General features: G+C 69.7%; 24 protein-coding genes and 1 pseudogene. 10 read left to right on the top strand and 15 right to left on the bottom strand.

Going from position 1 to position 22,186, the window contains the following annotated elements; genetic code table 11:
- Window positions 1-99: 99 nt before the first annotated feature.
- From NKJ07_RS20420 to NKJ07_RS20430, 3 genes are read left to right on the top strand one after another with little or no spacing between them, the layout of a single operon-like run.
- Window positions 100-1,629, top strand: coding sequence for a COG1361 family protein (locus NKJ07_RS20420; RefSeq protein ID WP_318570759.1), 1,530 nt, complete (start codon window positions 100-102; stop codon window positions 1,627-1,629).
- Complete coding sequence (locus tag NKJ07_RS20425) at window positions 1,626-2,480, top strand: ABC transporter ATP-binding protein (protein WP_318570760.1); 855 nt, start codon at window positions 1,626-1,628, stop codon at window positions 2,478-2,480. The genes NKJ07_RS20420 and NKJ07_RS20425 overlap by 4 nt, the downstream gene beginning before the upstream one ends.
- Entirely contained in the window at window positions 2,477-3,628 is a 1,152-nt protein-coding gene (locus NKJ07_RS20430; RefSeq protein WP_318570761.1) for an ABC transporter permease, read from the top strand. Before NKJ07_RS20425 ends, NKJ07_RS20430 begins: the two co-directional genes overlap by 4 nt.
- A 21-nt stretch (window positions 3,629-3,649) precedes the next feature.
- On the opposite strand, the gene NKJ07_RS20435 is transcribed toward NKJ07_RS20430, so the two are convergent.
- Complete coding sequence (locus NKJ07_RS20435) at window positions 3,650-5,245, bottom strand: ATP-binding protein (RefSeq protein WP_318570762.1); 1,596 nt, start codon at window positions 5,243-5,245, stop codon at window positions 3,650-3,652.
- Window positions 5,246-5,475: 230 nt separating this feature from the next.
- Between NKJ07_RS20435 and NKJ07_RS20440 the strand changes: the two genes are divergently transcribed.
- Window positions 5,476-5,931: a high-potential iron-sulfur protein gene (locus tag NKJ07_RS20440; protein WP_318570763.1), complete on the top strand. Its 456-nt coding sequence runs from the start codon at window positions 5,476-5,478 to the stop codon at window positions 5,929-5,931.
- A 53-nt stretch (window positions 5,932-5,984) separates the two neighbouring features.
- On the top strand, window positions 5,985-6,908 hold the full coding sequence (locus NKJ07_RS20445) for an SDR family NAD(P)-dependent oxidoreductase (protein ID WP_318570764.1): 924 nt from the start codon (window positions 5,985-5,987) through the stop codon (window positions 6,906-6,908).
- A gap of 5 nt (window positions 6,909-6,913) precedes the next feature.
- Here NKJ07_RS20445 and NKJ07_RS20450 read toward each other — a convergent pair whose 3' ends face one another.
- From NKJ07_RS20450 to NKJ07_RS24475, 5 genes and pseudogenes are all read right to left on the bottom strand, one after another.
- On the bottom strand, window positions 6,914-7,228 hold the full coding sequence (locus NKJ07_RS20450) for a HalOD1 output domain-containing protein (protein WP_318570765.1): 315 nt from the start codon (window positions 7,226-7,228) through the stop codon (window positions 6,914-6,916).
- 185 nt (window positions 7,229-7,413) lie between these two features.
- A complete protein-coding gene (locus NKJ07_RS20455) occupies window positions 7,414-7,716 on the bottom strand; it encodes a HalOD1 output domain-containing protein (protein ID WP_318570766.1) in 303 nt (100 codons plus the stop codon).
- A 247-nt stretch (window positions 7,717-7,963) separates the two neighbouring features.
- Window positions 7,964-8,629 carry an RNA ligase partner protein gene (locus NKJ07_RS20460; RefSeq protein WP_318570767.1) on the bottom strand — a complete coding sequence of 222 codons (666 nt, stop codon included), beginning with the start codon at window positions 8,627-8,629 and terminating at the stop codon, window positions 7,964-7,966.
- Between the two features lie 103 nt (window positions 8,630-8,732).
- Entirely contained in the window at window positions 8,733-8,894 is a 162-nt protein-coding gene (locus NKJ07_RS20465; RefSeq protein WP_318570768.1) for a hypothetical protein, read from the bottom strand.
- 9 nt (window positions 8,895-8,903) lie between these two features.
- Window positions 8,904-9,116: pseudogene (locus NKJ07_RS24475) on the bottom strand (hypothetical protein); the annotation flags it as partial.
- A 74-nt stretch (window positions 9,117-9,190) separates the two neighbouring features.
- Here NKJ07_RS24475 and NKJ07_RS20475 point away from each other — a divergent pair.
- Window positions 9,191-10,039 carry an eIF2B alpha/beta/delta subunit family protein gene (locus tag NKJ07_RS20475; RefSeq protein ID WP_318570770.1) on the top strand — a complete coding sequence of 283 codons (849 nt, stop codon included), beginning with the start codon at window positions 9,191-9,193 and terminating at the stop codon, window positions 10,037-10,039.
- Between the two features lie 13 nt (window positions 10,040-10,052).
- On the opposite strand, the gene NKJ07_RS20480 is transcribed toward NKJ07_RS20475, so the two are convergent.
- Window positions 10,053-10,556 (bottom strand): metallophosphoesterase, encoded by a 504-nt coding sequence (locus NKJ07_RS20480; protein WP_318570771.1) that lies wholly within the window; start codon window positions 10,554-10,556, stop codon window positions 10,053-10,055.
- 196 nt (window positions 10,557-10,752) lie between these two features.
- Between NKJ07_RS20480 and NKJ07_RS20485 the strand changes: the two genes are divergently transcribed.
- Both NKJ07_RS20485 and glmU read left to right on the top strand, forming a co-directional pair.
- On the top strand, window positions 10,753-10,977 hold the full coding sequence (locus NKJ07_RS20485; RefSeq protein ID WP_318570772.1) for a hypothetical protein: 225 nt from the start codon (window positions 10,753-10,755) through the stop codon (window positions 10,975-10,977).
- A gap of 89 nt (window positions 10,978-11,066) precedes the next feature.
- A complete protein-coding gene (gene glmU, locus NKJ07_RS20490) occupies window positions 11,067-12,272 on the top strand; it encodes a bifunctional sugar-1-phosphate nucleotidylyltransferase/acetyltransferase (RefSeq protein ID WP_318570773.1) in 1,206 nt (401 codons plus the stop codon).
- Here the strand turns inward: glmU and NKJ07_RS20495 are convergent.
- The 6 genes from NKJ07_RS20495 to NKJ07_RS20520 form a co-directional block, all read right to left on the bottom strand.
- The gene (locus tag NKJ07_RS20495) at window positions 12,269-12,748 is read right to left on the bottom strand and encodes an ArsR/SmtB family transcription factor (protein WP_318570774.1); all 480 of its coding nucleotides are present in this window, start codon (window positions 12,746-12,748) and stop codon (window positions 12,269-12,271) included. The two genes, glmU and NKJ07_RS20495, sit on opposite strands and share 4 nt — an antisense overlap.
- 189 nt (window positions 12,749-12,937) lie before the next feature.
- Window positions 12,938-14,770 (bottom strand): glutamine--fructose-6-phosphate transaminase (isomerizing), encoded by a 1,833-nt coding sequence (gene glmS, locus NKJ07_RS20500; RefSeq protein ID WP_318570775.1) that lies wholly within the window; start codon window positions 14,768-14,770, stop codon window positions 12,938-12,940.
- On the bottom strand, window positions 14,770-15,930 hold the full coding sequence (locus NKJ07_RS20505) for a sugar phosphate nucleotidyltransferase (RefSeq protein ID WP_318570776.1): 1,161 nt from the start codon (window positions 15,928-15,930) through the stop codon (window positions 14,770-14,772). Before NKJ07_RS20505 ends, glmS begins: the two co-directional genes overlap by 1 nt.
- A gap of 330 nt (window positions 15,931-16,260) precedes the next feature.
- Complete coding sequence (locus NKJ07_RS20510; protein ID WP_318570777.1) at window positions 16,261-16,881, bottom strand: DUF7344 domain-containing protein; 621 nt, start codon at window positions 16,879-16,881, stop codon at window positions 16,261-16,263.
- Between the two features lie 413 nt (window positions 16,882-17,294).
- A complete protein-coding gene (locus tag NKJ07_RS20515) occupies window positions 17,295-17,732 on the bottom strand; it encodes an NUDIX hydrolase (RefSeq protein ID WP_318570891.1) in 438 nt (145 codons plus the stop codon).
- Window positions 17,733-17,889: 157 nt separating this feature from the next.
- A complete protein-coding gene (locus NKJ07_RS20520; protein ID WP_318570778.1) occupies window positions 17,890-18,429 on the bottom strand; it encodes a DUF7344 domain-containing protein in 540 nt (179 codons plus the stop codon).
- A 299-nt stretch (window positions 18,430-18,728) separates the two neighbouring features.
- On the opposite strand from NKJ07_RS20520, the gene NKJ07_RS20525 reads away from it, so the two are divergent.
- Window positions 18,729-19,007 (top strand): PadR family transcriptional regulator, encoded by a 279-nt coding sequence (locus NKJ07_RS20525; protein ID WP_318570892.1) that lies wholly within the window; start codon window positions 18,729-18,731, stop codon window positions 19,005-19,007.
- Between the two features lie 279 nt (window positions 19,008-19,286).
- Window positions 19,287-19,688, top strand: coding sequence for a hypothetical protein (locus NKJ07_RS20530; protein ID WP_318570779.1), 402 nt, complete (start codon window positions 19,287-19,289; stop codon window positions 19,686-19,688).
- A 122-nt stretch (window positions 19,689-19,810) separates the two neighbouring features.
- On the opposite strand, the gene aglF is transcribed toward NKJ07_RS20530, so the two are convergent.
- Window positions 19,811-20,575, bottom strand: a complete 765-nt coding sequence (gene aglF, locus NKJ07_RS20535; RefSeq protein WP_318570780.1) for a UTP--glucose-1-phosphate uridylyltransferase AglF — start codon at window positions 20,573-20,575, stop codon at window positions 19,811-19,813.
- 270 nt (window positions 20,576-20,845) lie between these two features.
- Window positions 20,846-22,171 carry a phosphoglucosamine mutase gene (gene glmM, locus NKJ07_RS20540; protein WP_318570781.1) on the bottom strand — a complete coding sequence of 442 codons (1,326 nt, stop codon included), beginning with the start codon at window positions 22,169-22,171 and terminating at the stop codon, window positions 20,846-20,848.
- Window positions 22,172-22,186: the final 15 nt, after the last annotated feature.

The raw sequence follows: 22,186 nt of genomic DNA on the forward strand, positions 1-22,186 counted from the left end.
CACCGGCCGCTGCGCTCGCGAGGTGCGTATCGTCGCCGACTCGACGCCCCCTCGGCCCCGACAGTCTTTTGCTCGGTCCACCGCTAGCCCGGTCATCAGATGTCCTCCAGGACCGTCGTCGCGTTCGCCCTCGTGGTTCTCGTCGGGTCGACCCTGGCCGGAACGGCCGCGGCCGTCCCCGACGCACGGCTCACCGTCTCCGACGTCACCGTCACGCCGGGGACGCCCGTCACCGACGCGCCCGTCACGGTCTCGGTGACAGTGTCGAACGGCGGCGGCAGTCCCCAGGCGGTCGCCGTCGACGAGGTCCAGCTCGTCGAGGGCGACGACGTGATCGCCCGGAGCCTCGAACCTGGCTCGCTCTCCGCGGGCGGAACGCTCACCGTCCCGCTGACGACGAGCTTTTCGGAGCCCGGCGAGCGCTCGCTCTCCGTCCACGTCCGCGGCCGCGACGAGGACGGCGACACCGTCGACGTCCGCCGGCCACTGTCAGTCGCGGTCGAGGCGGCCCCGCCGCTGGTCGAACTCGACACGACCGAACTGGTCGCCGGGAGCGAGACCCAGACGCCGGTCGTGGTGTCGAACCCCACGACTGAGCCGGTGCGAAACGTCGTCGTCTCGCTGTCGACCGACAACGGCGAAGCGGTCGTCGACCGCCGGACGGTCGCCTCGCTCGCGGCGGGTGCCGAACAGCAGCTCAACTTCAGCGTTCGCGCCGCGACCCCCGGTGCGGCGACGCTCGCCGTCGAGGTCGGCTACACCACCGGGAGCGGCACCCGCGCGACCGAGACATACGACCACCCCGTCACGGTCGAGGAGCTGGTGGACGACGTGGGCGTGCGGGTCGCAACCGCACCCACGAGTGAGGAGTCCCAACAGCCGGCAGCCGGCCAGCTCGGCGTGTTGCTCGGGGGCAACACGGGCGGGGCGACCCAGCAGACCGACGACGACGAGGAGTCCTCGAGCGTGGCGGTGACGGTGACGAACTTCGGGAACGCGCCGATCACCGACGTGGTGGCGACCCCGCACGTTGGCGAGACGACGCTCGCCCGCGTCGGCGTCCCCGGCCCGCTCGCCCCCGGCGAGGAGCAGCGCGTGACCGTCCCCCTCGACCGCGCGCCCGGCGGCGACCTCGTCGTCGACGTCTCCTACGACGTCGGCTCGGGCACGTCGAACGCCACCGGCCGGTTCGACTTCCGCCCGCAGGCGGGCGCGGTCCGGATCACCGGCGTCGACATCGGGGTCGACGACAACGGCACCGTCCAGGTGTCGGGCAACGCCGGCAACGTCGGCCGCGGGAGCGTCACCGGGCTGGTCGTCGCGGTGGGCGACGCGCCGGACGTCGAGCCCGCGTACCCACAGCGCGACTACTTCGTCGGCACCGTCGAGGGGAGCGAGTTCGCCCCCTTCGAGCTCACGGCGAACGTGGGCCCCAACGCCTCGTCGATCCCCGTCGTGGTGACGTACGCCGTCGACGGCGACATCCGGGAAGAAACGGTGTCGCTCCCGCTGTCCGACGAAATCACCGGTGAGCAACGGTCCGACCGGAGCCTGCCGCTGTCGGTGTGGCTCGGGGTCGTCGGCGTCGCGATGGCGGCGGCGGCGGCCGTGGTGATCCGAACCCGATGACCCGCTCGCCCCCGCTCGACCTCGCGGGCGTCACCAAGCGGTACGACAGCGGAAGCGAGACCATCGAGGCGCTGTCGGACGTGGACCTCGCCGTCGCCGCCGGGGAGTTCCTCGCCGTGGTCGGTCCCTCGGGCTCGGGGAAGTCGACGATGCTGAACGTGCTCGGCCTGCTCGACGCGCCCACCGAGGGCGTCGTCCGCCTGCACGGCCGGGACGTCACGACGCTGTCGGACCGCGAACTCACGGACGCCCGCCGGACGGCCATCGGCTTCGTCTTCCAGGACTTCCACCTCGTGCCGACGCTCACGGCCGCGGAGAACGTCGAACTCCCGACGCTGTTCGCCCACGATCCCGAGGGGATGGCCCGCGCACGCGACCTGCTCCGGCGGGTGGGACTCGGCGACCGCCTCGACCACCGACCCAAAGAGCTGAGCGGCGGCCAGCAACAGCGCGTCGCCATCGCCCGCGCGCTCGTCAACGAGCCCGCGGTCGTCCTCGCGGACGAACCCACCGGCAACCTCGACCGGGAGACGGGTCGCGCCGTCCTCGAAGAGCTCCGGGAGATCTGCGACGAGGGCGTCGCCGTCGTCGGCGTGACGCACGACCCGCTCGTCACCGAGTACGCCGACCGGGTCGTCGAACTCGTCGACGGCCACCTCCGGGTGGTCGGCGAGGACGACGACTCCGTCGCCGGCACCGACGCCACGAACCTGGCGGGGGTCGTCGACCACGGGGGGATCGACACCGATGGGGGCGATGACCCACGCGATCCCACGCCCGAGCCGGGCGACGGACGCCGCGAGGGGACTGACGCCGCGGACGACCGCGTCCAGCGGGGAGACGAACCGTGAGCCGACTCGCGGCGTTCGAGCGGCGCGTCCCGGCCGTCCTGCTGGCGCGACGGAACCTCGCACGGACCCGTCTCCGGTCGGGGCTCGCGGCGCTCGGCATCCTCATCGGCGTCTTCGCCGTCGCCACCCTGGGGATCTTCGGGACCGTCCTCGAACTGTCGGCGACGAACGAACTCGGCGGTATCGGCAACCAGGTGATCGTGAGCCCCAACGCCGACTCCGGGCTCGAGACGCTCACCTCGCGCGACGTGCAGGCGGTCGAGCGCGTCGCGGAGGGCCGCGGGGAGGTGGTGCCGCTGAAGACCGACGGGACGGTCGTCCGGAGCGGCGGCGACAGCACGTTCGCCCAGCTGTACGGCCTCGGCCGGCCGCGGGCGCTGTTCGAGGCCGAGTCGGGAACCCTCCCCGAGACCCACCGCCAGGGGGCCATCGTCGGCCGCGAGGTCGCCGCGCGGCTCGACCTCCAGGTGGGGTCGGTGCTCGAGATTGAGTCCAACCGCTACCGGGTGATCGCCGTCCTCGCCGAGTCCGACAGCATCTCGCCGATCCGTCCGGACAACGCCGTGGTGCTCCCCCCCGAAGTGTTCGTCCAGCCGTCGTTCGATCAGGTGGTCGTCCAGGCCGACTCGGGCGCTGACGCCCAGGCGATCGCGGCGGGGGTCGACGAGCGGCTGAACGCCCGCGAACGGCGCGTGTCGGTGTTCGAGCTGGGGAGCGTCCTCGAACGGATCAACGAGTTCTTCGCCCTGCTCAACGGCTTCCTGATCGGCCTCGCGGCCGTCTCGCTCGTCGTCGCCGGCGTGAGTATCTTCAACGTGATGTTGATGAGCGTGAACGAGCGCCGCGCGGAGATCGGCGTGCTCCGCGCCGTCGGTGTCCACCGCCGCGAGGTGCTCTCGATGCTCGTCGTCGAGGCCGGCCTCCTCGGCGTCGTCGGCGGCTTCCTCGGCGTCGTGTTGAGCGCGCTCGTCACCCTCGGGCTCTGGGCGTTCGTCGACCAGATCGCCCTCGACGTGATCCTCGTCCCGCGCAACGGCCTCACGCTCCTCGGTGCGTTCGCCTTCGGTGTCGTCGTGAGCCTGCTCTCGGGGGCGTACCCCGCGTGGAAGGCGGCGTCGGAACGGCCCGTCGACGCCCTCCGCTCGTGAGCCAGCGGGGGGTCGCCGGCCTCAGCTCCCGTCGCGCTCGGTCCCTGAGTCGTCGTTTTCGACGTCGACGCCGGTGAACTCGAACCGGGCTCCGCCACCATCGCCGTCGCGGAGAGAGACGTTCCAGCCGTGGGCCTCGGCGACCTGTGCGACGATCGAGAGGCCGAAGCCGGTCCCGTCCTCGGCGGTCGAGTAGCCGCTCTCGAACACCTGCTCGCGCTCGCCGGCGGGGATCCCCGGACCGTCGTCCACGACGGCGAAACCGTCGGCGAGCGGTTCGACGCGTACCGTGACGCCGTCGCTCTCGTCCCCGTCCTCGCTTCCGTCCGTGGCGTCGGCCGACGGTCGACTGCTCGTGGAGCCGTGCTCCACGCTGTTCCGGAACAGGTTCGCGAACAGCTGTCGGAGTCGGCTCTCGTCGGCCACCACCGTCCGGTCGGCGTCGACGACGAGCGTCGCGCCGTCCGTCTCGGTCGTCCGCCAGGCGCGGTCGGCGACCGCCGACAGCGAGACCGGCTCAGGGTCGTCGATCGTCTCGCCCGCCCGGGCCAGCGACAGCAGGTCGTCGACCAGGCGGTCCATCCGGTCGATCGCGCGCTGGGCGCGCGCGAAGTGTTCCGCGTCGCCGGTCTCGGCGGCCAGTTCGAGCGACCCCTCGATCACGTTTATCGGGTTGCGGAGGTCGTGGGAGACGACCGCCGCGAACTGCTCCAACTGGGCGTTCTGCCGTCGGAGCCGATCGGTCGTCCGTCGGCGGGCGAGATCCACGCTCACCCACCGGCTCATGAGGTCGACGAGCGTCACCTCCCACTCCGAGAAGGGCTCCGCGCGAGGGGTGTCGTCGTAGAAACAGAACGTGCCGTACACCTCCCCGTCGACGGAGACTGGCGCGCCGAGGTAGCAGACGATCCCCCAGTCAGTGAAGCCCACACGGTCGGTGAGTTCGGGGGCGTCCCGGGCGACGTCCGCGAGCACCAGCGTCCGCTCGGCCGCGACCGCGCGCTCGCAGTTCGTGGCCGACAGCGACACGCTCTCGCCGGCCCGCACCGCGTCGTCGTCCGCCCGAACCACCTCGAAGACGTACTCCTCGCCGTCGATCGACGAGAGCGTCCCGTAGCTCGTTCCGAGTACCCGTCGACCGACGTCGAGCAGCGCCTCGACCCGGTCGGTGAACGACAGCTCGCGGTCCGCCATGATCTCGTACGTCTCGCGCAGCACCGCCTCGCGCTCGCCGACGTCGTGCAGCCGCGGCTCCGTGGTGGCCTCCCGACCGACGCAGACGACGAGGTCAGAGCCGTCCGTGTCGACGGTGCGGTCCGCCAGCCGGCCGACGCTGAGCTCGTACGGGAGCCGCTCGTCGTCGGCCGTCAGGAGCGTCACGGTCACCTCGACCGCCTCGCGCCCCGGTTCGCGGGCCGCGTCGAGCGCCTCACGAACCCGTTTTCGGTCACCCACCACGACCAGTTCCGGCAGCGTCGTCTCCGCCAGTACGTCGTCGTCGTAGCCGGTCACCCCACCGGCCGCGTCGTTCCACGCGACGAGCGTCGCTCGCCCGTCGACGGCGAAGACGGGGTCGTCGAGCACGTCGAACGCCGAGAGCAGTGAGCCCTGAGTCACGGTGCGTCGTCCCCCCGGTTTCCGGTCGCCGGAGTCGTCGCGAGGTAGCGTGTCCGCCGACATAAGTCCGTGGACGACCCCCGCCGACTGTGAAGGCCCGCCACGGTGTCGTCCGACAGCTGTGCGTGTTCGACCCACGATTGCACCGAGCTACTTATGGGTTCGGTCCAGTTCTCGCCCGGGGAGAACAGTCGAACCATCCATCGTCGTTCCGGCCCACGTTCACGTGTATGACACGTCCACGACTCGACTCCAGGCGTCGGTTCCTCCAAGTGGCGGGCGCGGCCGCGGTCGCCAGCGTCGCCGGCTGTGCGGGCGGTGGCGGCGGTGGCGGTGGTGGCGACGAGCCCGAAACCGAAGCCGCGACCGAAGCCGAACCCGAAACCGAGAGCGGTGACGGGGACGGTGGGCAGGCGACGGAGACGGAGGCCGGAGGGAGCGCCGGTTCGGTCCCCGACGAGTACGCCACGGCGACCGCCCAGGACGGCACCGAGCGCAACCCCGACAGCGTCGCGACGCAGGAGGCGGTGATGTACCAGTCCGAGCCGAAGGACGGCCAGCAGTGTTCGGGCTGTGCCTTCTACATCCCCGACAAGAACGGCGACGGCCTCGGCGCCTGTGCGGTCGTCGAGGGGACGATCGAGCCGCAGGCGTGGTGTTCGAGCTACGTCGCGTACGAGGGCTGAGCGCGGGCGGACAGCCGGGACAGCTTAGCGTCTCGGCGCCGTTTCGACACGTGATGCACGAACGGCTCCCCGAGGAACGGGCGGGTGTGGCGGACGTCGACCTCTCGGACCGAACGGTGTTCGTCACGGGTTCGACGAGCGGCATCGGCCGCGAGACGGCGCTGGCGCTCGGTCGACTGGGCGCGACCGTGCTCGTCCACGGCCGCGACCGCGAGAAGGGGCGAGCGACGGTCGACGCGCTGAGCGAGACGGGCGCGACTGCGAGCTTTTACGCCGCGGACTTCGCCGACCTCGACGCCGTTCGCGAACTGGCGGCGCGGGTTCGCGCGGCGCACTCGGTCGACGTGCTCGTGAACAACGCGGGCGGATACTTCCCCCGGAGCGGCACCGTCGGCGGGCTCGACTACACGTTCGTCGTCAACCACTTCGCCCCGTTCGCGCTCACGCTGGGACTCCTCGACGACCTCGGCGGCGCGAGCCGGCGACACGGCACGCCGGGACGCGTCGTGACCGTCTCGTCGGAGGCACACCGCGGCGGCCGGATCGATCTTAACCGGCTCCGGGCGGGCGACTCGTTCGGCGGCTGGAGCGGTTACAGCGCGTCGAAGCTCGCGAACGTGCTGTTCGCCTTCGAGCTCGCCCGGCGGGTCGACGACACGACCTCGAACTGCCTGCATCCGGGCGTCGTCCCCGGGAGCGGCTTCTTCCGAGCGGTGCCGTTCCCGCTCGAAGCGGCATCGGGACTGTTCGGCCTGGTTCCCGGCGTCGACACCGTCCGCGAGGCCGCCGCGACCTCGGTGTATCTCGCGGCCGCGCCCGAGGTGGCCGACACCACCGGGGCGTACTTCGACGACTGCGCCGAGCGTCGGGCCGCCCGGACGGCGTCCGATCGCGGGCTCGCGCGTCGGCTCTTCGAGTTCAGCGCCGAGGTGACCGGTGTTCCGGGCGATCGGGTCCCCACACTCCCGACCGACTGACCCGCTCAGCCGCCCGTCGACGGGTCGAAGTAGACGCTGATCGACGCCGGCGTGACGACGACGGTACACTCCTCGAACTGGAACGCGATCTTGAGCCCGTCGCGCCGACCGATGGGCCCGTTGAGGAGGTCGTCGAGCGCTTCGGGATCGACCTGCGCCGACAGCGGTTCGAGATCGAGCGGTTGCCGTTTGAGCGCCGTCGACACCGCGTGGACGATCGCCATCGCGCTCGGTTCGTCGCCGTCGAGACGGACGGTGTGGACACCGCTGTCGGACGCGTCCTTGGCCGATGGTCGGTCGCCGTCGTCGTGTGAGTTCATCGATCGGTATGCCCTGGTCCCTCCGACGCCGGCCCGCACCACGGGCGACCCTCGGGCCCCGTCGGCCGGGTTGATGCTACGACTGACACCAGCCACCGATATCAACTTACCCCCTCACGGTGACGGGAGCCGACGCCCGGGCGAGGATCGTTCGTGGGGGGGGCAAGCGGGCGGTCGGCGCGTCGTCAGTCGTCGGTGTCCGTGCGCGCGACGCGCACAGCGGCTGGGGTCGCCGCCACGGCACAGCCGGCGAACTCGAACGTGACGACGGGGGTGTCGCCGGACGCGTTCGCCCGGCCGACGAGCGCGTCGAGCGCCTCCGGATCAAGCCGGTCGAAGAGCGGTTCGAGGTCGAGCGGGGAACAGCCGAGGGACGTGGCAACCGCCGAGACGACCGTGTGGCTGCACGGGTCGGCCGGGTCACGGTCGTACAGACGGGTCTCACGGGGCAAGTCGGAGTCCGCCTCGGTCGGGTCAGCGCCGTCCATCCCGACCGCCCGTCCGAGTCGTTCGGTCCCCCCGCCCGGGTCCTCGGGTCGGCGGCGGACCCTCCCGTCCGGAGGGGTGTGCGAGGACGACCCGCCGGCTGGCGGGACACGACACGTCGACGGCGACCCGGGTGACGCGTTCGGCTTGCATACGTGCTCCCGTCACTGGATGGGTGGAACCCTTCTAACCGCGACACCTCATATATCAAGTGATACTGACCGTAGCGGCGCGACGAACGTTCTCTGGTCAGGCCCCGCCCGGCCCCTCGCCGGCCCGGAGATACTCCTCCAACAGCGTCGGGAACTCCCGCCCGCGGAGGTAGCGGAGGCCGAAGTCGTCGGCCCACGAGATGATGCCGGTGTCCTCGGTGACCACGCCCGCGTCGAGTTCCCGCGCGAGCAACAGCAGATCGAAGTCCTCGCGGGAGTCGATGACGCCACGGCGCAGCGTGGTCCGGTACTCGTCGCGGAGGTCGGAGATGACCTGGTCGACCTCCGTCTTCCCCCCGGAGCCGTCGGCCGGCGCGTCCCGCGACTGCTCCGCCCGGCGGACGGCCTTCTCGGAGACGCGCAACCCCCGGTCGATCCGGTCTTCGAGTTCGTCGACGAACCGGTAGACGAGTTCGGCGGGGACGATCAGTTCCAAGCGCGCGGGGCTCTTGCGGATGACCCAGGTGTTCAGCTTCGAGAAGACCTCCTCGCTCGCGCCGCGAGATTCGAGCATCACGGTCAGTTCGTCGGCGACCGACGGCGGCATGTAACAGGAGATGTTGTGGCGGAGTTTCGCGGTCGCGACGCTGTCGAGCAGTCGCGAGACGGCTTCGTCGACGCCCTCGTCCGCGCGACGGATCTCCTCGGTGAGGAACAGTGACGTGTCGAGGACGAACCGCTGCTTGAGCGGGCTCTCGGGCATACCGCCGGTACGCACGCCGGCGTAAAGACCTTCGCGTCCGGACACCGGGAGCCACGGCCGCCGAGTTCCCCGGCCGGGAACCGCCGCGCCGCACAGCGACGGCTCAGTCGGAGGGGAGAGCCGTCGGGCTGCGGGCGTCGGCGATGACGGTTGCGAGGCGGTCGACCGGCGGCGACGTGAGCCACCGGTCGCCGACCGATGGATGCCGCCAGTCCGTCACCGTCGCCGACCCGGCGTCGTACTCCAACAGCCCCGCGGCGGCCATCCGCGGGAGGTGTGAGTGGTGGAGCTGGGCGGTGAGGGTGTCGACGACCGACGCCGGCTGTTCGACCGGCCGCTCGTCGGGGCCAGGGACGACTGCGGCGGCGACGTCCGACGCAGTGGGATCGCACGCCGAGACCGCCCGCGCGAGGTCGACGACGGGGACCGGTGGCTCCTCGCTGTCGAGAAGCGCGATCAGGAGCCGACGGGGCGGGTGGTGCTCGATCGCGACGCCGTGTCAGGAACCGACGACTACGACACGACGGAACCTCTTTGCACACGGGGGACGGCCATCCGGCCATGATAGACGAGACCATCGCGCGGATCCGCGAGATGCGGACCCACAGTGAGTCCGCGGTGGCGGTGGACGCGACGCTGGCGCTGGAGGAGCTCCTCGATCGGGAGTACGTCGGCGTCGAGGAGTTCGAGCGCGACCTCGAACGGAACGCGGGGGCGCTCCGTCGGTCGAACCTCTCGCACGCCCTGCTCCACACGGCGATGCAGGAGACGATCCGCGGCGTCGTCGGCGAGGCCGAGACGCTCGCCGAGGCGAAGGCCCAGCTCCGCGACACCATCGACCGCCTGGTCGACACGATCGAGCGCTCGAAACACGAGGCCGCGACCAACGGTGCCGAGCGGATCGCGGACGGCGAGACGATCCTCACCCACGAGAACTCGTCGACGGTGATGGAGACGCTCAGGCGGGCGCTCGACGACGGCAAGAAGCTGACGGTGTACGTCACCGAGACCCGGCCGCGATACATCGGGCGGCTCACCGTCCGCGAACTCGCCACGTGGGACGGCGTCGACGCCCACCTCGTCACCGACAGCGCGGCCGGCTACTTCATGCACGAGGCCGACCGCGTCCTCCTCGGGATGAACTGCCTCGTCGACGAGACCTACTACAACCGGATCGGGACCTTCCCGCTCTGTGCGGTCGCGTCGGTGCTCGACTGTCCCGTGACCGTCGTCGCCGCGAGCCGGAAGATCGTCGACGAGGGGTTCGTCTTCGAGAACGACATGCGCTCGCCGAGCGAGGTGCTGTCGGAACCGGCCGAGGGTTTCACCGTCGAGAACCCCGCGTACGACGCCACCCCCCTGGCGCTCGTCGACACCATCATCACCGAGTCCGGCTTCCTGTCGTTCTGACGCCCTCGACTCGTCACGCCGCCACGTCGTGAAACGCGACCGCGCCAGTCTCGGTGTCGTAAATCGCGACGGTGTTGTGTTCTGCTGGCACTGTCGGGAACTGCGCGCCCGGATTGAGGACGACGCAGCCGTCGACCTCGCGGTGGTCGCGTTCGTGGTGGTGACCGTAACAGACCAGGTCGTACGCGCCCGACGAGGCGAGGTCCTCGACGCGCTCGCGGGACTCGCCGTGGAGGACGGCGACGCGTGCGCCGTCGAACGTGAGTTCGGCGAGGCGACCGTGGAGTTCGCTGCCGTTGCCGAGCGCTCTGAAGCCGGCTTCGAGCCCGTCGAGTTCGCCGTCGTTGTTGCCGAGCACGCCGTGGACCTCGAACCCCTCGAAGAACGGAAGCACCGGCGGGGCGATGACGTCGCCACAGTGGACCAGCGTGTCGACGCCCTCGCGCTCGAAGACGGCGACGGCGCGCTCGACGCTCGCGACGTTGTCGTGCGTATCGGAGATGACGCCCAGTTTCATGCCCGGTCGTTCGACCGCCGCGCGTAAAACCGTGGCTCCGCACTCCCGCATTCCCGTGGTTCCGTACCGGACGACCACGGACGGGACTGTGCCGTCGTCGTCCCGTGGCTGTTCACGCCCGCATAAGTAACTCGTCTCCGGAAGAGCGGGATTTTACCAGGGGCGTAACTAACGCGATCGGTCGCGTACGACCCCCGTGAGTACTGAGACGAACACACCGGCGGATAGAAGCGCGATGGGCGTCGCCGAGCGCCCGACCAGTCCGTTCGAGGCGTGGTACGCGACCGAGGTGCCGTCGATCGTGACGGGGCTGCAGGCGTCGCGGGCCATCTCGGTGTCGACCGCCGAGGTCGCGTGGCGACTCATCGACGAGCGGTCCTACGAGCGGGCGCTGGCACTCGTCCTCGGTGAGGCGATCTGAACCGGTGAGGCGATCTGAACGGGCGACCGACACAGCGTCGGTCGCCCGTTCCCCTACATTATTACCTCCCTGTGTGCTCCTTTTCGCGTATGCAAACAGTCGTACTCGCGGCCGGGGAAGGGACCCGGATGCGGCCGTTGACGGCCTCACGCCCCAAACCGATGGTGCCGGTCGCGGACCGCCCGCTGGTCGCGCACACGATCGACGCCGCGGTCGACGCCGGTGCCTCTCACCTGGTATTGGTCGTCGGCTACGAGGCCGACGCCGTTCGATCGTACTTCGGCGACCACTACCGCGGCGTCCCCGTGACGTTCGCCGTCCAGACCGAACAGCGCGGCACCGCCGACGCGGTCCGGGTCGCGGCGGCCGAGCTCGACGACGGCCCGTTCGTCGTGCTCAACGGCGACGCGCTGTACGACACGCCCTCGCTGACGCGGCTGTACGAGTCGGGGCCGGCCGTCGGCTCGTATCGCGTCGACAACCCCTCCTCGTACGGCGTGCTCGTCACCGACGGCGATGGGAGCGACGGCGGGGGGATCCGCGTGACGGGCGTCATCGAGAAGCCGGCGGAGCCGCCGTCGAACCTGATCAACACGGGTGCGTACCACTTCCCGAGCGAGGCGCAGGCCTGGCTCGACGTGGGCGAGTCCGAGCGGGGAGAGCTCGAACTCACGGACGTGCTCGAACGGACCTGCGACGCGTTCGACGTCCGGGCGATCCCGTTCGAGCGCTGGCTCGACGTGGGCCGCCCGTGGGAGCTCCTGGCGGCGAACGAGTGGAAACTGGACGAACTCTCCCCTCGGGTCGACGGCACGGTGGCCGACGACGCGGTGTTGGAAGGGCCCGTCGTCGTCGAGGCGGGCGCGCGGGTCCGGTCGGGCGTCGTGATCGAGGGCCCCGCGCTGATCCGGGAGCACGCGACGGTCGGCCCGAACGCCTACGTCAGAGGGGCGACGGTCGTCGGCGAGGAGGCGAAGGTGGGTCACGCCGTCGAGGTGAAGAACTCTATCCTCATGGAAGGGGCGACGGTCGGCCACCTCTCGTACGTGGGCGACTCCGTCCTCGGCCGCGACGTCAACTTCGGTGCCGGCACGAAGGTGGCGAACCTCCGCCACGACGGGGCCGACGTGAAGCTCACGGTGAAAGGCGAGCGCGTCGCGACCGGCCGGCGTAAGCTCGGTGTCGTGGTCGGCGACGGCGTCAAGACAGGAATCAACGCCTCACTGAACGCCGGCGTCGTCCTCTCGGAGGGGTCGCACGTCGCCCCGGGGGAGGTCGTCACGCGGGACCGCTAGTCGTCCGTGTACAGCCGGAGGAACGTCTGGAAATCGTCGTCGTCGAACGAGAGCGTGAGATCGACGGTCCCGGCGTCGCGGTCGTAGCTCAACCGCCGGAGGTCGACGGCCTCTGCGACGAGCCGTAGCGCCGACGCGAGCGCCTCGTCCGGCGAGCCGTCCGCCGTGACGGCGATCTGGCCCCCGTCGACCGCGACGTAGAGCCCCCGCATCGTCGTGCGGTACGCCCCCTTCGCCTCGGAGACCAGCGGGTTACAGCGTTCGACGAGACCGAGCGTGTTCAGGCGATCGAGCCGGCGGTAGACGGTCGACTCGGAGACGCCACAGATCGTCGCGAGCTGTTCGACCGTCACGGGCGCGCCGGCGGCGGCGGTGAGGATCTCGCGGGAGACGGCGTCGCCGAGCGCGTCGAGCACGGCGGCCGCCTCCGCGTCCCCCCCGAAACCGGGCGTCTCGGTCGGATCACCGAACACCATCGTCCCTGTGAGCGCACCGGTCCGTCTTAGGTGATGTGGTCACCAGCTATGTCGGGCGGTGCGTCGGACCACCCGGGCGGCGCACCCTGTGAGCGAGCGGTCCGGTTCTACACTATGTCTGGGCTCCGCCGCCGTACGCGGGAGCCAGTGGACTGTGCGGCCCGCTCTCCGCAGCGCGTGAGTGTCCGCTCACTCGACGGTGACGCACTTCGCGAGGTTGCGCGGCCTGTCGATCGGCCGGTCGAGGAGGCTCGCCGCGTGGTACGCGACGAGCTGGAGCTGGACGTTGCCGAGGACGCCGGCCACGTCGGGGTGACTCTCGGGGATCGAGAGAACGTAGTCGGCGGCGTCGATGATCGGCCCCTCGCGGGCGCTCGTGACCGCCACGACGGGCGCGCCGCGCGCCTGGACCTCTTTCACGTTGTTGAGCGTCGCCTCGTCGCCGCGGCCGGTGAACACCGCGAAGACGGGCGTCGCGGCCGTCACGAGCGCGAGCGGTCCGTGTTTGAGGTCGGAGGCGGCGAAGCCCTCGGCGTGTTCGTAGGAGATCTCCTTGAACTTCAACGCGCCCTCGAGGGCGACCGGGTGGGCGAGCCCCCGTCCGATGAAGAAGTACGCGTCGCTGCCGGCGAGCGCGGCGGCGACGGCGGCGGCCTCGCTCGTGTCGAGTACCGCCTGGACCTCCCCTGAGAGCCGGGTGATCGCCGTCAGGAGCGCCTCGCTGTCGACGCTCCACCGGCCCGTGACGTCGTAGACGAGCCGTTCGGCCAACAGCGTGAGCGCCGTCACCTGCGAGGAGAACGTCTTGGTCGCCGCGACGCCGATCTCGGGGCCGGCCCGGAGGTAGAGCGTGTCGTCGCACTCGCGCGTCACGGAGGAACCGACGACGTTGGTCACCGCGAGCGTCCGCGCGCCGGCGCTCTTGGCGCGCCGGACCGCGTCGAGAGTGTCGGCCGTCTCGCCCGACTGCGTGACGGCGACGACGAGCGTCTCCGGCGAGAGCGGCGGGAGGAGTTCGGCGTACTCGCCCGCGACGGCCGCGCGGGCGTCGAACCCGTGCCGGAGCAACAGCGACGACGCGAACATCGCCGCGTGGTAGGAGGTGCCCATCGCGACGAGGTGGATCGCGTCGACGTCGGCGAACGCACCTTCGGAGAACTCCGCGAGGTCGACGCGTCCGTCGAGGGTGTTGACCCGGCCGCGGACCGTCTCGCGCAGCGACACCGGCTGTTCGTTGATCTCCTTCGCCATGAAGTGGTTGTAGCCGGCTTTCGTCGCGGTCTCGGGGTCCCAGTCGACCGTCTCGACGGCGCGGTCGACGGGGAAACCGGCCGTGTCCGAAAGCGCGTAGCCGTCGGGACGGATCACGAGGAAGTCACCGTCGTGGAGGTAGACCACGCGGTCGGTGAAGTCGATGAACGCGGGCACGTCGCTCGCGAGGAACCACTCCCCGTCACCGGGGCCGAACACCAGCGGCGACCCCATCCGGGTGGCGTAGATGGTCTCCTCGTCGCCGATCAGCGCGGCGATGGCGTAGGAGCCGTCGATCCGGGCGACCGCGTCGCGGAAGGCCGTCTCGGGCGTCGAGCCGAGCGCCAGTTCGGCCTCGATCAGGTGCGCGATGACCTCGGTGTCGGTCTCGCTGGTGAAGACGTGGCCGGCGGCTGCTAGCTCGCGACGGAGCGCGGCGTCGTTGTCGACGATACCGTTGTGGACGACGGCGATCTCGCCGGCGCAGTCGAGGTGCGGGTGTGCGTTGCGATCGGTAACGCCGCCGTGGGTGGCCCAGCGGGTGTGGCCGATCCCGATGGTGCCGTCGCGCACGCGCCCGCCATCGGTGTCGTTCTCGACGGCGTCGACCAGGGCGTCGACCTCGCCGACCCGCTTGACGACGCCGACGCCCTCACCGTCGCGTACGGCGATGCCGGCGGAGTCGTAGCCGCGGTATTCGAGTCGGCGCAGGCCGGTCAGCAGGGGGGTGACCACACCGTCCGGTACGAGACAGGCGGTGATCCCGCACATCAGGCGGTCACCTCGGCGGGGTCGCGGGCCGGATCAGTCACGATCGACCCCGCGCGGACGGTGGCGTCGGCGTCGACCTGGGAGCCCGGTTCCAGCGTGACGTTCGGGCCGATCACCGCGCGATCGGCGACGACGCTCCCGAGCCGGCGGTTCGCGTGCAGCGTCCCGCCGAGGCGCACGTCGACGAGCCCCCCCGGCGAGACGACGCCGTCACCCAGTTGGACGCCGGGACCGACGACCGAATCGCGGACGACCGCGCCCGCGCCGACCCGCGCGTCGGTCAGCAGGACCGACCGTTCGACGACGGCGTTCGGGCCGACGTGGACGTTCTCCTGCAGGCAGGTCCCGCCGCGGACGACCGCCCCGGGGCCGAGTTCGCAGTCGGGTCCGACGACGACGTGTCCCTCGACGACCGCGGTCGGGTGGATGCGCGCCGACGCATGGACCGAGTTCGTGCCGTCGCGGGCGAGCAGGGCCTCCGTCACGGTGAGCAGTTGCCACGGGTTCGACGGGTCGAGCCAGCCCTCCCCGACCAGCACGGAGGTCACCGGGCCGTCGAGGTGGTCGAGGGCGTCGGTCAGGCGGAGCTCGTCGCCCCACCGCGGCGTGCGGTCAAGCGCGGCGAACACCGAGCGGTCGAAGACGTACACACCCGCGTTCACGAGGTAGGTGTCGCTCTCTGTGGGGTGCTCGTCGATGTCGGCGATCCGGCCGTGGTCGACGACGACGACGCCGTACGCCTCGGGCGTCTCCGAGTGGGCGACCGCGACGGTCGCGACAGCGTCGGTCTCTACCCCCCGGGCGATCGTCGCTCGGACGGTGTCCGCGTCGACGACGTTGTCGCCGTTGACGACGAGGAAACGCTCACCGACGTGCGCTGCGGCCGCGAGGAGCGCGTGGCCGCTCCCGAGTCGGCGCTCCTGGCGGACGAACGCGAGATCGAGATCGGGGTAGCGCTTCGTCAGGTGCGTCTGGATGCGGTCGGCGCGGTGGCCGACGACGCAGACGATTCGTTCGACACCGGCCGCGACGAGCGCGTCGACGACGTACTCGACGACGGGCCGGTTCGCCACTGGGAGCATCGGCTTCGGCTGGTACTTCGTCAGCGGGCGGAGCCGGCGGCCCTCACCCGCGGCGAGGACGACTGCCTCCGCGATCACGGTCTCTCGCCCCCGGCGGAGGCGGCTGGAACGGCCAGGACGCTCGTATGCATACTGCAGAAAGCGGCCTGAACTGGTATTGTTATGGACGCTGGACCAGCGCAGCCGCCGACCGTTAGGCACTTCAACACCGTCGCGATGGTGGTGGCGAGCCGCACGTCGCGGTCGATCCGGGCGGTAGGATGGTCGTAACCGTCGCCGGTGTACGACTGGAGTGTCGGGGCCCGGACACCCAGCCGAGGCGTGTGGTGTCACTCGCCGTCGCCCCGACGAACGGGGATCGAAGGGCGGCCGGCGGACAGAATAAAACTCTCGTCGAACCGGACCGGATCAGGCCCGGGGAGCGGGACGGTTCGCCTCCAGGGCGGTGAGTGCGGCGAGCGTCCCCACACTGAGGAGCGCCCAGGCGACGTCGGGAACGAGCACGAAACCCGGGACGCCGGCGATCGACGCGACGACGCTCGCACCCAGCCCGCCGGCGATCACGAGGTCGCGCCCGGCGTGAGTCCGCCGGCCGGCCGTCGTGCCCGCCCCGTCCTCGAGGTAGACGTCGAGCTGGGACGCCTCGGGTCTGAGCGCGATATCACCACGGTTCTTGTCGAAGTCGACGACGCCCGCCGTGGCCATCTTCGGGAGGTGACACTGGTAGAGACCGATGTACACCCGCTTGCGCTGTTTGGACGACAGCGCGCCCAGTTCGACGCCGTTCTCCCTGGCAGCGATGTACTCGGCCATCTCGCCGAGCTTCGCCGTTCCCCCGTTCAGTTTCAGATACGCGAGTGCCTCCCGGCGGCGTCGGTTCTTCAGGATCTCGAAGAGCGTATTCTTCGAGAGGCCGGCGGCGGTGGTCGAACCGCCCGCTTCGGTCGGCTCGACCGACCTGGTGTTGGCTCCGTCGGTCGCGGTCGTCGGTCGGATCGGTTCGTTGGTATCAATAGCTGTCTGACTCATATCGTGTTCCCCCTCGGCAGACAAGACAACGCGACGCACACCCCCATGTGCAGTCAGGACGGGACCGACCGGGGTCCCGTCCTCGCGTCGTATACGCTCGTACCGCACGAGGTCGACTATACGTTCTCTCGGTGATAATAAATACGTTGCTGACGGTCGCAAGAACTGAATCGTGGGTCGTGCTGACCAGTAAGTTTAGCAGTATATCGTGATGAATTAACTGTCCCGGGCCCCGAGAACCGAGAGCCGGTGGGGAACCGAGCGAGCCGTCCCTGCTCCTCTCAATCCGTGCGATTCCGGCGGCCGGTTGGGTGAGGTGGCGATCGGAATCCGCGGGAAAGAGAGGGACCATCGCTGATCACCCCGTCCGACGTGACGGCACGCGGCGGCGGAGCCACGCGCCGGAGACGGCTTCAACTGTCGGAGCGGACGGCCGGGAGGTAGTCGTCGAGCGACAGCGCGAACGGTTCGGCGGTCGGGAGGTCGACCCAGAAGTACTCGAACCGCTGTCCGCGTTCGTCCCCGGAGCCGGTGACGACGTGGACCCACCGGTCCCGGCGCTCGTCGATCTCCGCGTGGTAGAAGTGGCGGACGTACTTCGTCGGCGGGCCGGGTCGGCGGGTCCAGACGTCCGAGACGACACGGCGCGGGTGGTCGACGGTGAGGCCGCTCTCCTCTGTGACCTCCCGCCGGAGTGCCGCCTCGAGCGACTCACCCGGCTCGACTGTCCCCTTGGGCACCTGCAGGCCGTCGGAGCCGGGGGCACGGAACACGAGCAGTTGGCTCCGGCCGCGGCGGGTGAGATACGCACACACCTTGGGCACGTACGTCGCCTCACGGCGGGGGTCCAGCGGCGGCGTCCGCGTGACGACAAGTGGGCTGTCGGTGTCCATACCGGTCTGTGGCGCGAGTGTCTCATAGTTACACCCGGTGTAACACGGTGCAGGTGTGGGTTACCGGCCGTTACACGGCTGCTAACGCGAGCGTGACGGCCGCTGGGGCGACGACTTACTCGACGAGCATCTCGTAGCCGCCCGTCTCCTCGTCCGACTCCCCGCGTTCGTCGAGGTACTGGAGCGTCACGAGCACCGACAGCCCGAGCGAGACGGCCAGCGCGACACCGGCCCACCCGAGCAGGGAGACGGCCGGAACCGCCAGCCAGACGCCGACGACGAGCAGCCAGCTCGCGACCGAGAACGCGAGGTAGTACCGGAGCCACCCCGGCGACTCTCCCGCTGTCTCCATCCAGAAAAAGCCCGACTCGCGGAGGTCGTTCGTGAGCACGACCGTCCGTTCGTCCTCGTCGTAGACGGCGATATCCGCCTCTTCGAGCTTCGGGAGGTGCGTCTGGTACAGCGATATGTAGACGCGCTGTCGCTCCTCGGACGTGATCTCCGACTCGGGCGTCCCGCTCTCGGCGGCAGCGATCTTCGTCGCGAGCTCCTTGAGGCTCAACTCCTCGTCCGCCTGTGAGAGGTAGTAGATGATGTAGCGGCGTCGGGAGTTGCTCAGTATCTGGAAGAGGTCGTCTTTTGATCGTGTCGTCATCGATGTAGTGTCCTTGATCGGCCCCGTTCTTCGATGAGAGGCGAGACGAGCGGGTGACATTGTTGATACCACACGTGATTTTAAAGCTTTGTTATCGGTGAGCTATCGGTAGCCTATCTGGAACACGCCGTCGCGACTGCTGGCGGCGATGCGAGTCGACATGGGGGCAGAGCGGTACGTCACGCGTCGAGAACGTCTCCGCGAGCGGGAAGCCCCGTCTTAAAGCCCGAATCGGAGATGTTCCCGGGTGGCTAACAAAACCGGTTGGGAGAGAGTGATATACAGAGAGACACATGAGTATGTTCGATCTGACAGGGTTCCAGCGAGACCTGCTGTACGTGATCGCCGGTGCGGACCGGCCATCGGGACAGCAGATCAAAGAATCGATCAGCGAGGACGTCGGCGAGGTCAACCACGGCCGCCTCTACCCGAACCTGGACACGCTCGTCGAGCGCGGATTCGTCAACAAAGGCCAACACGACCGTCGGACGAACTACTACCAGATATCCGACGAGGGGCGAACGGCGATCAGCGAGCGGCGCGAGTGGGAAGAGCGGTACGTCTCGTTCGACGAGTAACGCGCCTCGCTCCCCCGCCCACTTGTGTAAGAATAGCTGTACGTTCGACGAAATCTGCTCGCAACGCGTGCGAACTGGGGGCGCGGGGACACAAATCACTCTTCATTATGATACCATTAAAACGCGCTGAGAGTCCTCAAAACACGATTTTCTTCGATTTGCACACTTACCGAGCGGATCGTATGTTCGTCGGCTTCTAATTTTCTAACCGGACAATCAGGAGATCCAACTACTGTAACCACCGCAACACTTATTTTGTTAATCCCTCATTAGTGGAGTATGGCACGCGAACAGGCGCGGAAACAGACGCGTAGTACCAACCCAGTAAGTCGGCGAAACTACCTCCGGTTGAGTGGCGCACTCACCCTCGGCGTCGCCGGCGCGGCAGCGAGCGAGCGAGTCGAGAACTACGACGCGGGTCCGGGGAACGTCCTCTCGATCGTCGGAACGACCCCCGCACCGACTACCTACGAAGTGACGGTAAGCGATGAGATCGTCCCCGGACGGCACACGGACGCGCTGAGCGTCCTCGGGACGACCGGCCAGAGCGCGGAGGACGCGATCGGTGACGGCGTCCGGAGCTACCGGTTCAGCGGCGAGATCACGGACCTCAGACTCGACGACGGAGCGACCGTCTTCGTGAACGGCGCGCGGATCGCCCCCAAGGCGCTCGACCAGTAACGATCGCTTCTGTGCCACCACGCTCCGTGGTGGTGTGGGCCCGGACCGCCGAGCGGCGCGACCGACCACCATGTTTCGAGACCCAGAAAACGACGCCGCGACGACCGACCGGTCCGCGCGGATCAGTTCTCTGTGACCTGGGCACCCCGGACGCCCCGGTCGGTCGCGCTCGTGTCGACCGCGTTGAGTCGGCGTTCGGCCTCGTCGCGGTCGGCGGGGTAGCCGACGTCGATGCGCCACCCCTCCATCCGGATAGCGTCGATCGTCCGGCCCGATCGGAGCAGGAGTCCGATCGCGTCGGGGAGTTCGTACTCGCCGCGGGCCGACGGCTGGACGAGGTGACAGGCGTGGAAGATCGCCGGCGTGAACGTGTAAAAGCCCGTCATGACCAGGTTCGACGGCGGGTCAGCGGGCTTTTCGACCACCCCGACGACAGCGTCGTCCTCGTCGGTGAGACAGACGCCGTAACGCGAGGCTTCCGCCCAGGGGACCTCCTCGACGAGGACCGCGGCGTCGACGTCACCGCACCGCTGTCGGGCGACGACCGCCGCGAGGTTCGCCTCGAAGACGTTGTCGCCGAGCATCAGGACGAACGCCCCATCGACGTGTTCCTCGGCGGTGAGGAGCGCGTGGGCGAGCCCCAGTCGCTCGCGCTGGTAGGTGTACGTTACCGGGATCCCCTGGAACTCGTCACCCAGGTAGTCGATGACCTGTTCGGCCCGGTAGCCGACGACGACGACGAAACCATCGACGCCGAGCGCGGCGAGCTGTTCGAGACAGTGCACGAGAATGGGCTTCCCGGCGACTTCCACGAGTGCCTTCGGCCGCGTCTCGGTGAGCGGGCGGAGCCTGGTGCCTTCACCGGCGGCGAGCACAACGGCTTGCATGACCGACTGACGCGCCGACGAGACATTGTTATGCGACTGATACTCGCCGGGACCGGAACCGACACACGCGGCTCGTCGAAGCCCCGGAGCCGTCGCTCACGTATCGAAAGCGGGTGTTCCGGGGAAAGAAGCGCAATTCGTTGGCACGCGAACCAGCGCACGAGACCCGGAACGTCTGGTATGACGACGTATGCAGATATAAATGTTGTGCGAGCGGTGAGTGTCTGCCGTGACCGGTAACCAGCGGTGTCGGGGCCGAGCCGCGGGCGGTCAGCCCTCGAGTTCGACGGCCTCGTCGACGACCCCTTTCGCCACCGAGTGGAGCCGTTCGGCGGCGGCCGCGTCGCGGGCTTCGGCGGTGACGCGGACGAGCGGTTCGGTGCCGCTGGCTCGGACGAGGAACCAGCCGTCCTCGGCGTCGACGCGGATCCCGTCGAGCGTCAACACGTCGTCGTCCGTCTCCGTGAGCCGAGCCGACACCCGCTCCATGACCGCGCGCTTGCGGTCCGTCGGGACGTTCTCCCGGCGGGTCTCGTAGCTCGGCACGTCGGTCACGAGCGCCGAGAGTGGCCCCGAGTCGGCGACCAGCGCCGCCAGTTCCAAGGCGGCGAAGTGCGCGTCCGGACAGAGCGTCTCGGTCGGCCAGATCCACGCACCGCTTGGCTCACCCCCGAAGACGTACCCCGCCGTCGCGACCTGCTCGGCGACATGGACGTCGCCGACGCGGGTGTACGTCACCGTCCCGCCGGCGTCGCTCACGACGTCGCTCACCAGGAGGCTCGTGTCGACCGGAACCGCGACACTGCCACCACTCTCGGCGAGCGCCCGCCGCGCGAAGAGCGCTAGGAGCACGTCGCCGGGGACGAACGTCCCCTCGTCGGTGACGGCCATCATCCGGTCGGCGTCGCCGTCGTGGGCGACGCCGAGGTCGGCGTCGAGGGCCGCCACCGTCCGACAGAGGCCGCCGAGCGAGTCGGCGTTCGGCTCCGACTTCCGGGTTGGAAAGCGCCCGTCGGCCTGCGCGTTGAGCGTCGTCACCTCGGCGTCGAGCGCGACGAGCGCGTCGACGGTGGGGCGACCGGTCCCGTTGCCGAGGTCGACCACGACCGACAGCTCCTCGAACGACGGGAACCGCTCCGCGAGGTGGGCGACCTGCCGGTCGGCCGCCCCCTCGTGGCTCGTCTGTGTGCCCAACGTCCGGTACCCCTGGAGGTCGTACGCGCCGTCGTCGATCCGGCGCTCGACCGCGTCGGTCGCGGCCGCGTCGAACGCCTGACCGCTCGGCGTCCACAGTTTGAGTCCGTTGTCGGGCGCGGGGTTGTGCGAGGCGGTCACGCCGACCGCGGCGTCCGCGTCGAGCCAGCCGACGTGTCGGGCGAGCACCGGCGTCGACACGACCCCGAGTCGGACGACGTCCGCGCCGCACTCCCGGAGCCCCGCGCTGACGGCGTCGGCGAGGAGCGCACCGCTGTCGCGGACGTCGCGCCCCACGAGGACCCGCTCGGCGTCGGAGCCGACCGCACGGCCGACCCGCAGGGCCAACTCGGCCGTGATCTCCTCGCCGACGGTGCCGCGAACGCCGCTGGTTCCGAACATGTCTGGTACGGTGTA

The sequence above is a fragment of the Salinigranum marinum genome (assembly GCF_024228675.1).
In the GTDB taxonomy this organism is placed as follows: Archaea; Halobacteriota; Halobacteria; order Halobacteriales; family Haloferacaceae; genus Salinigranum; species Salinigranum marinum.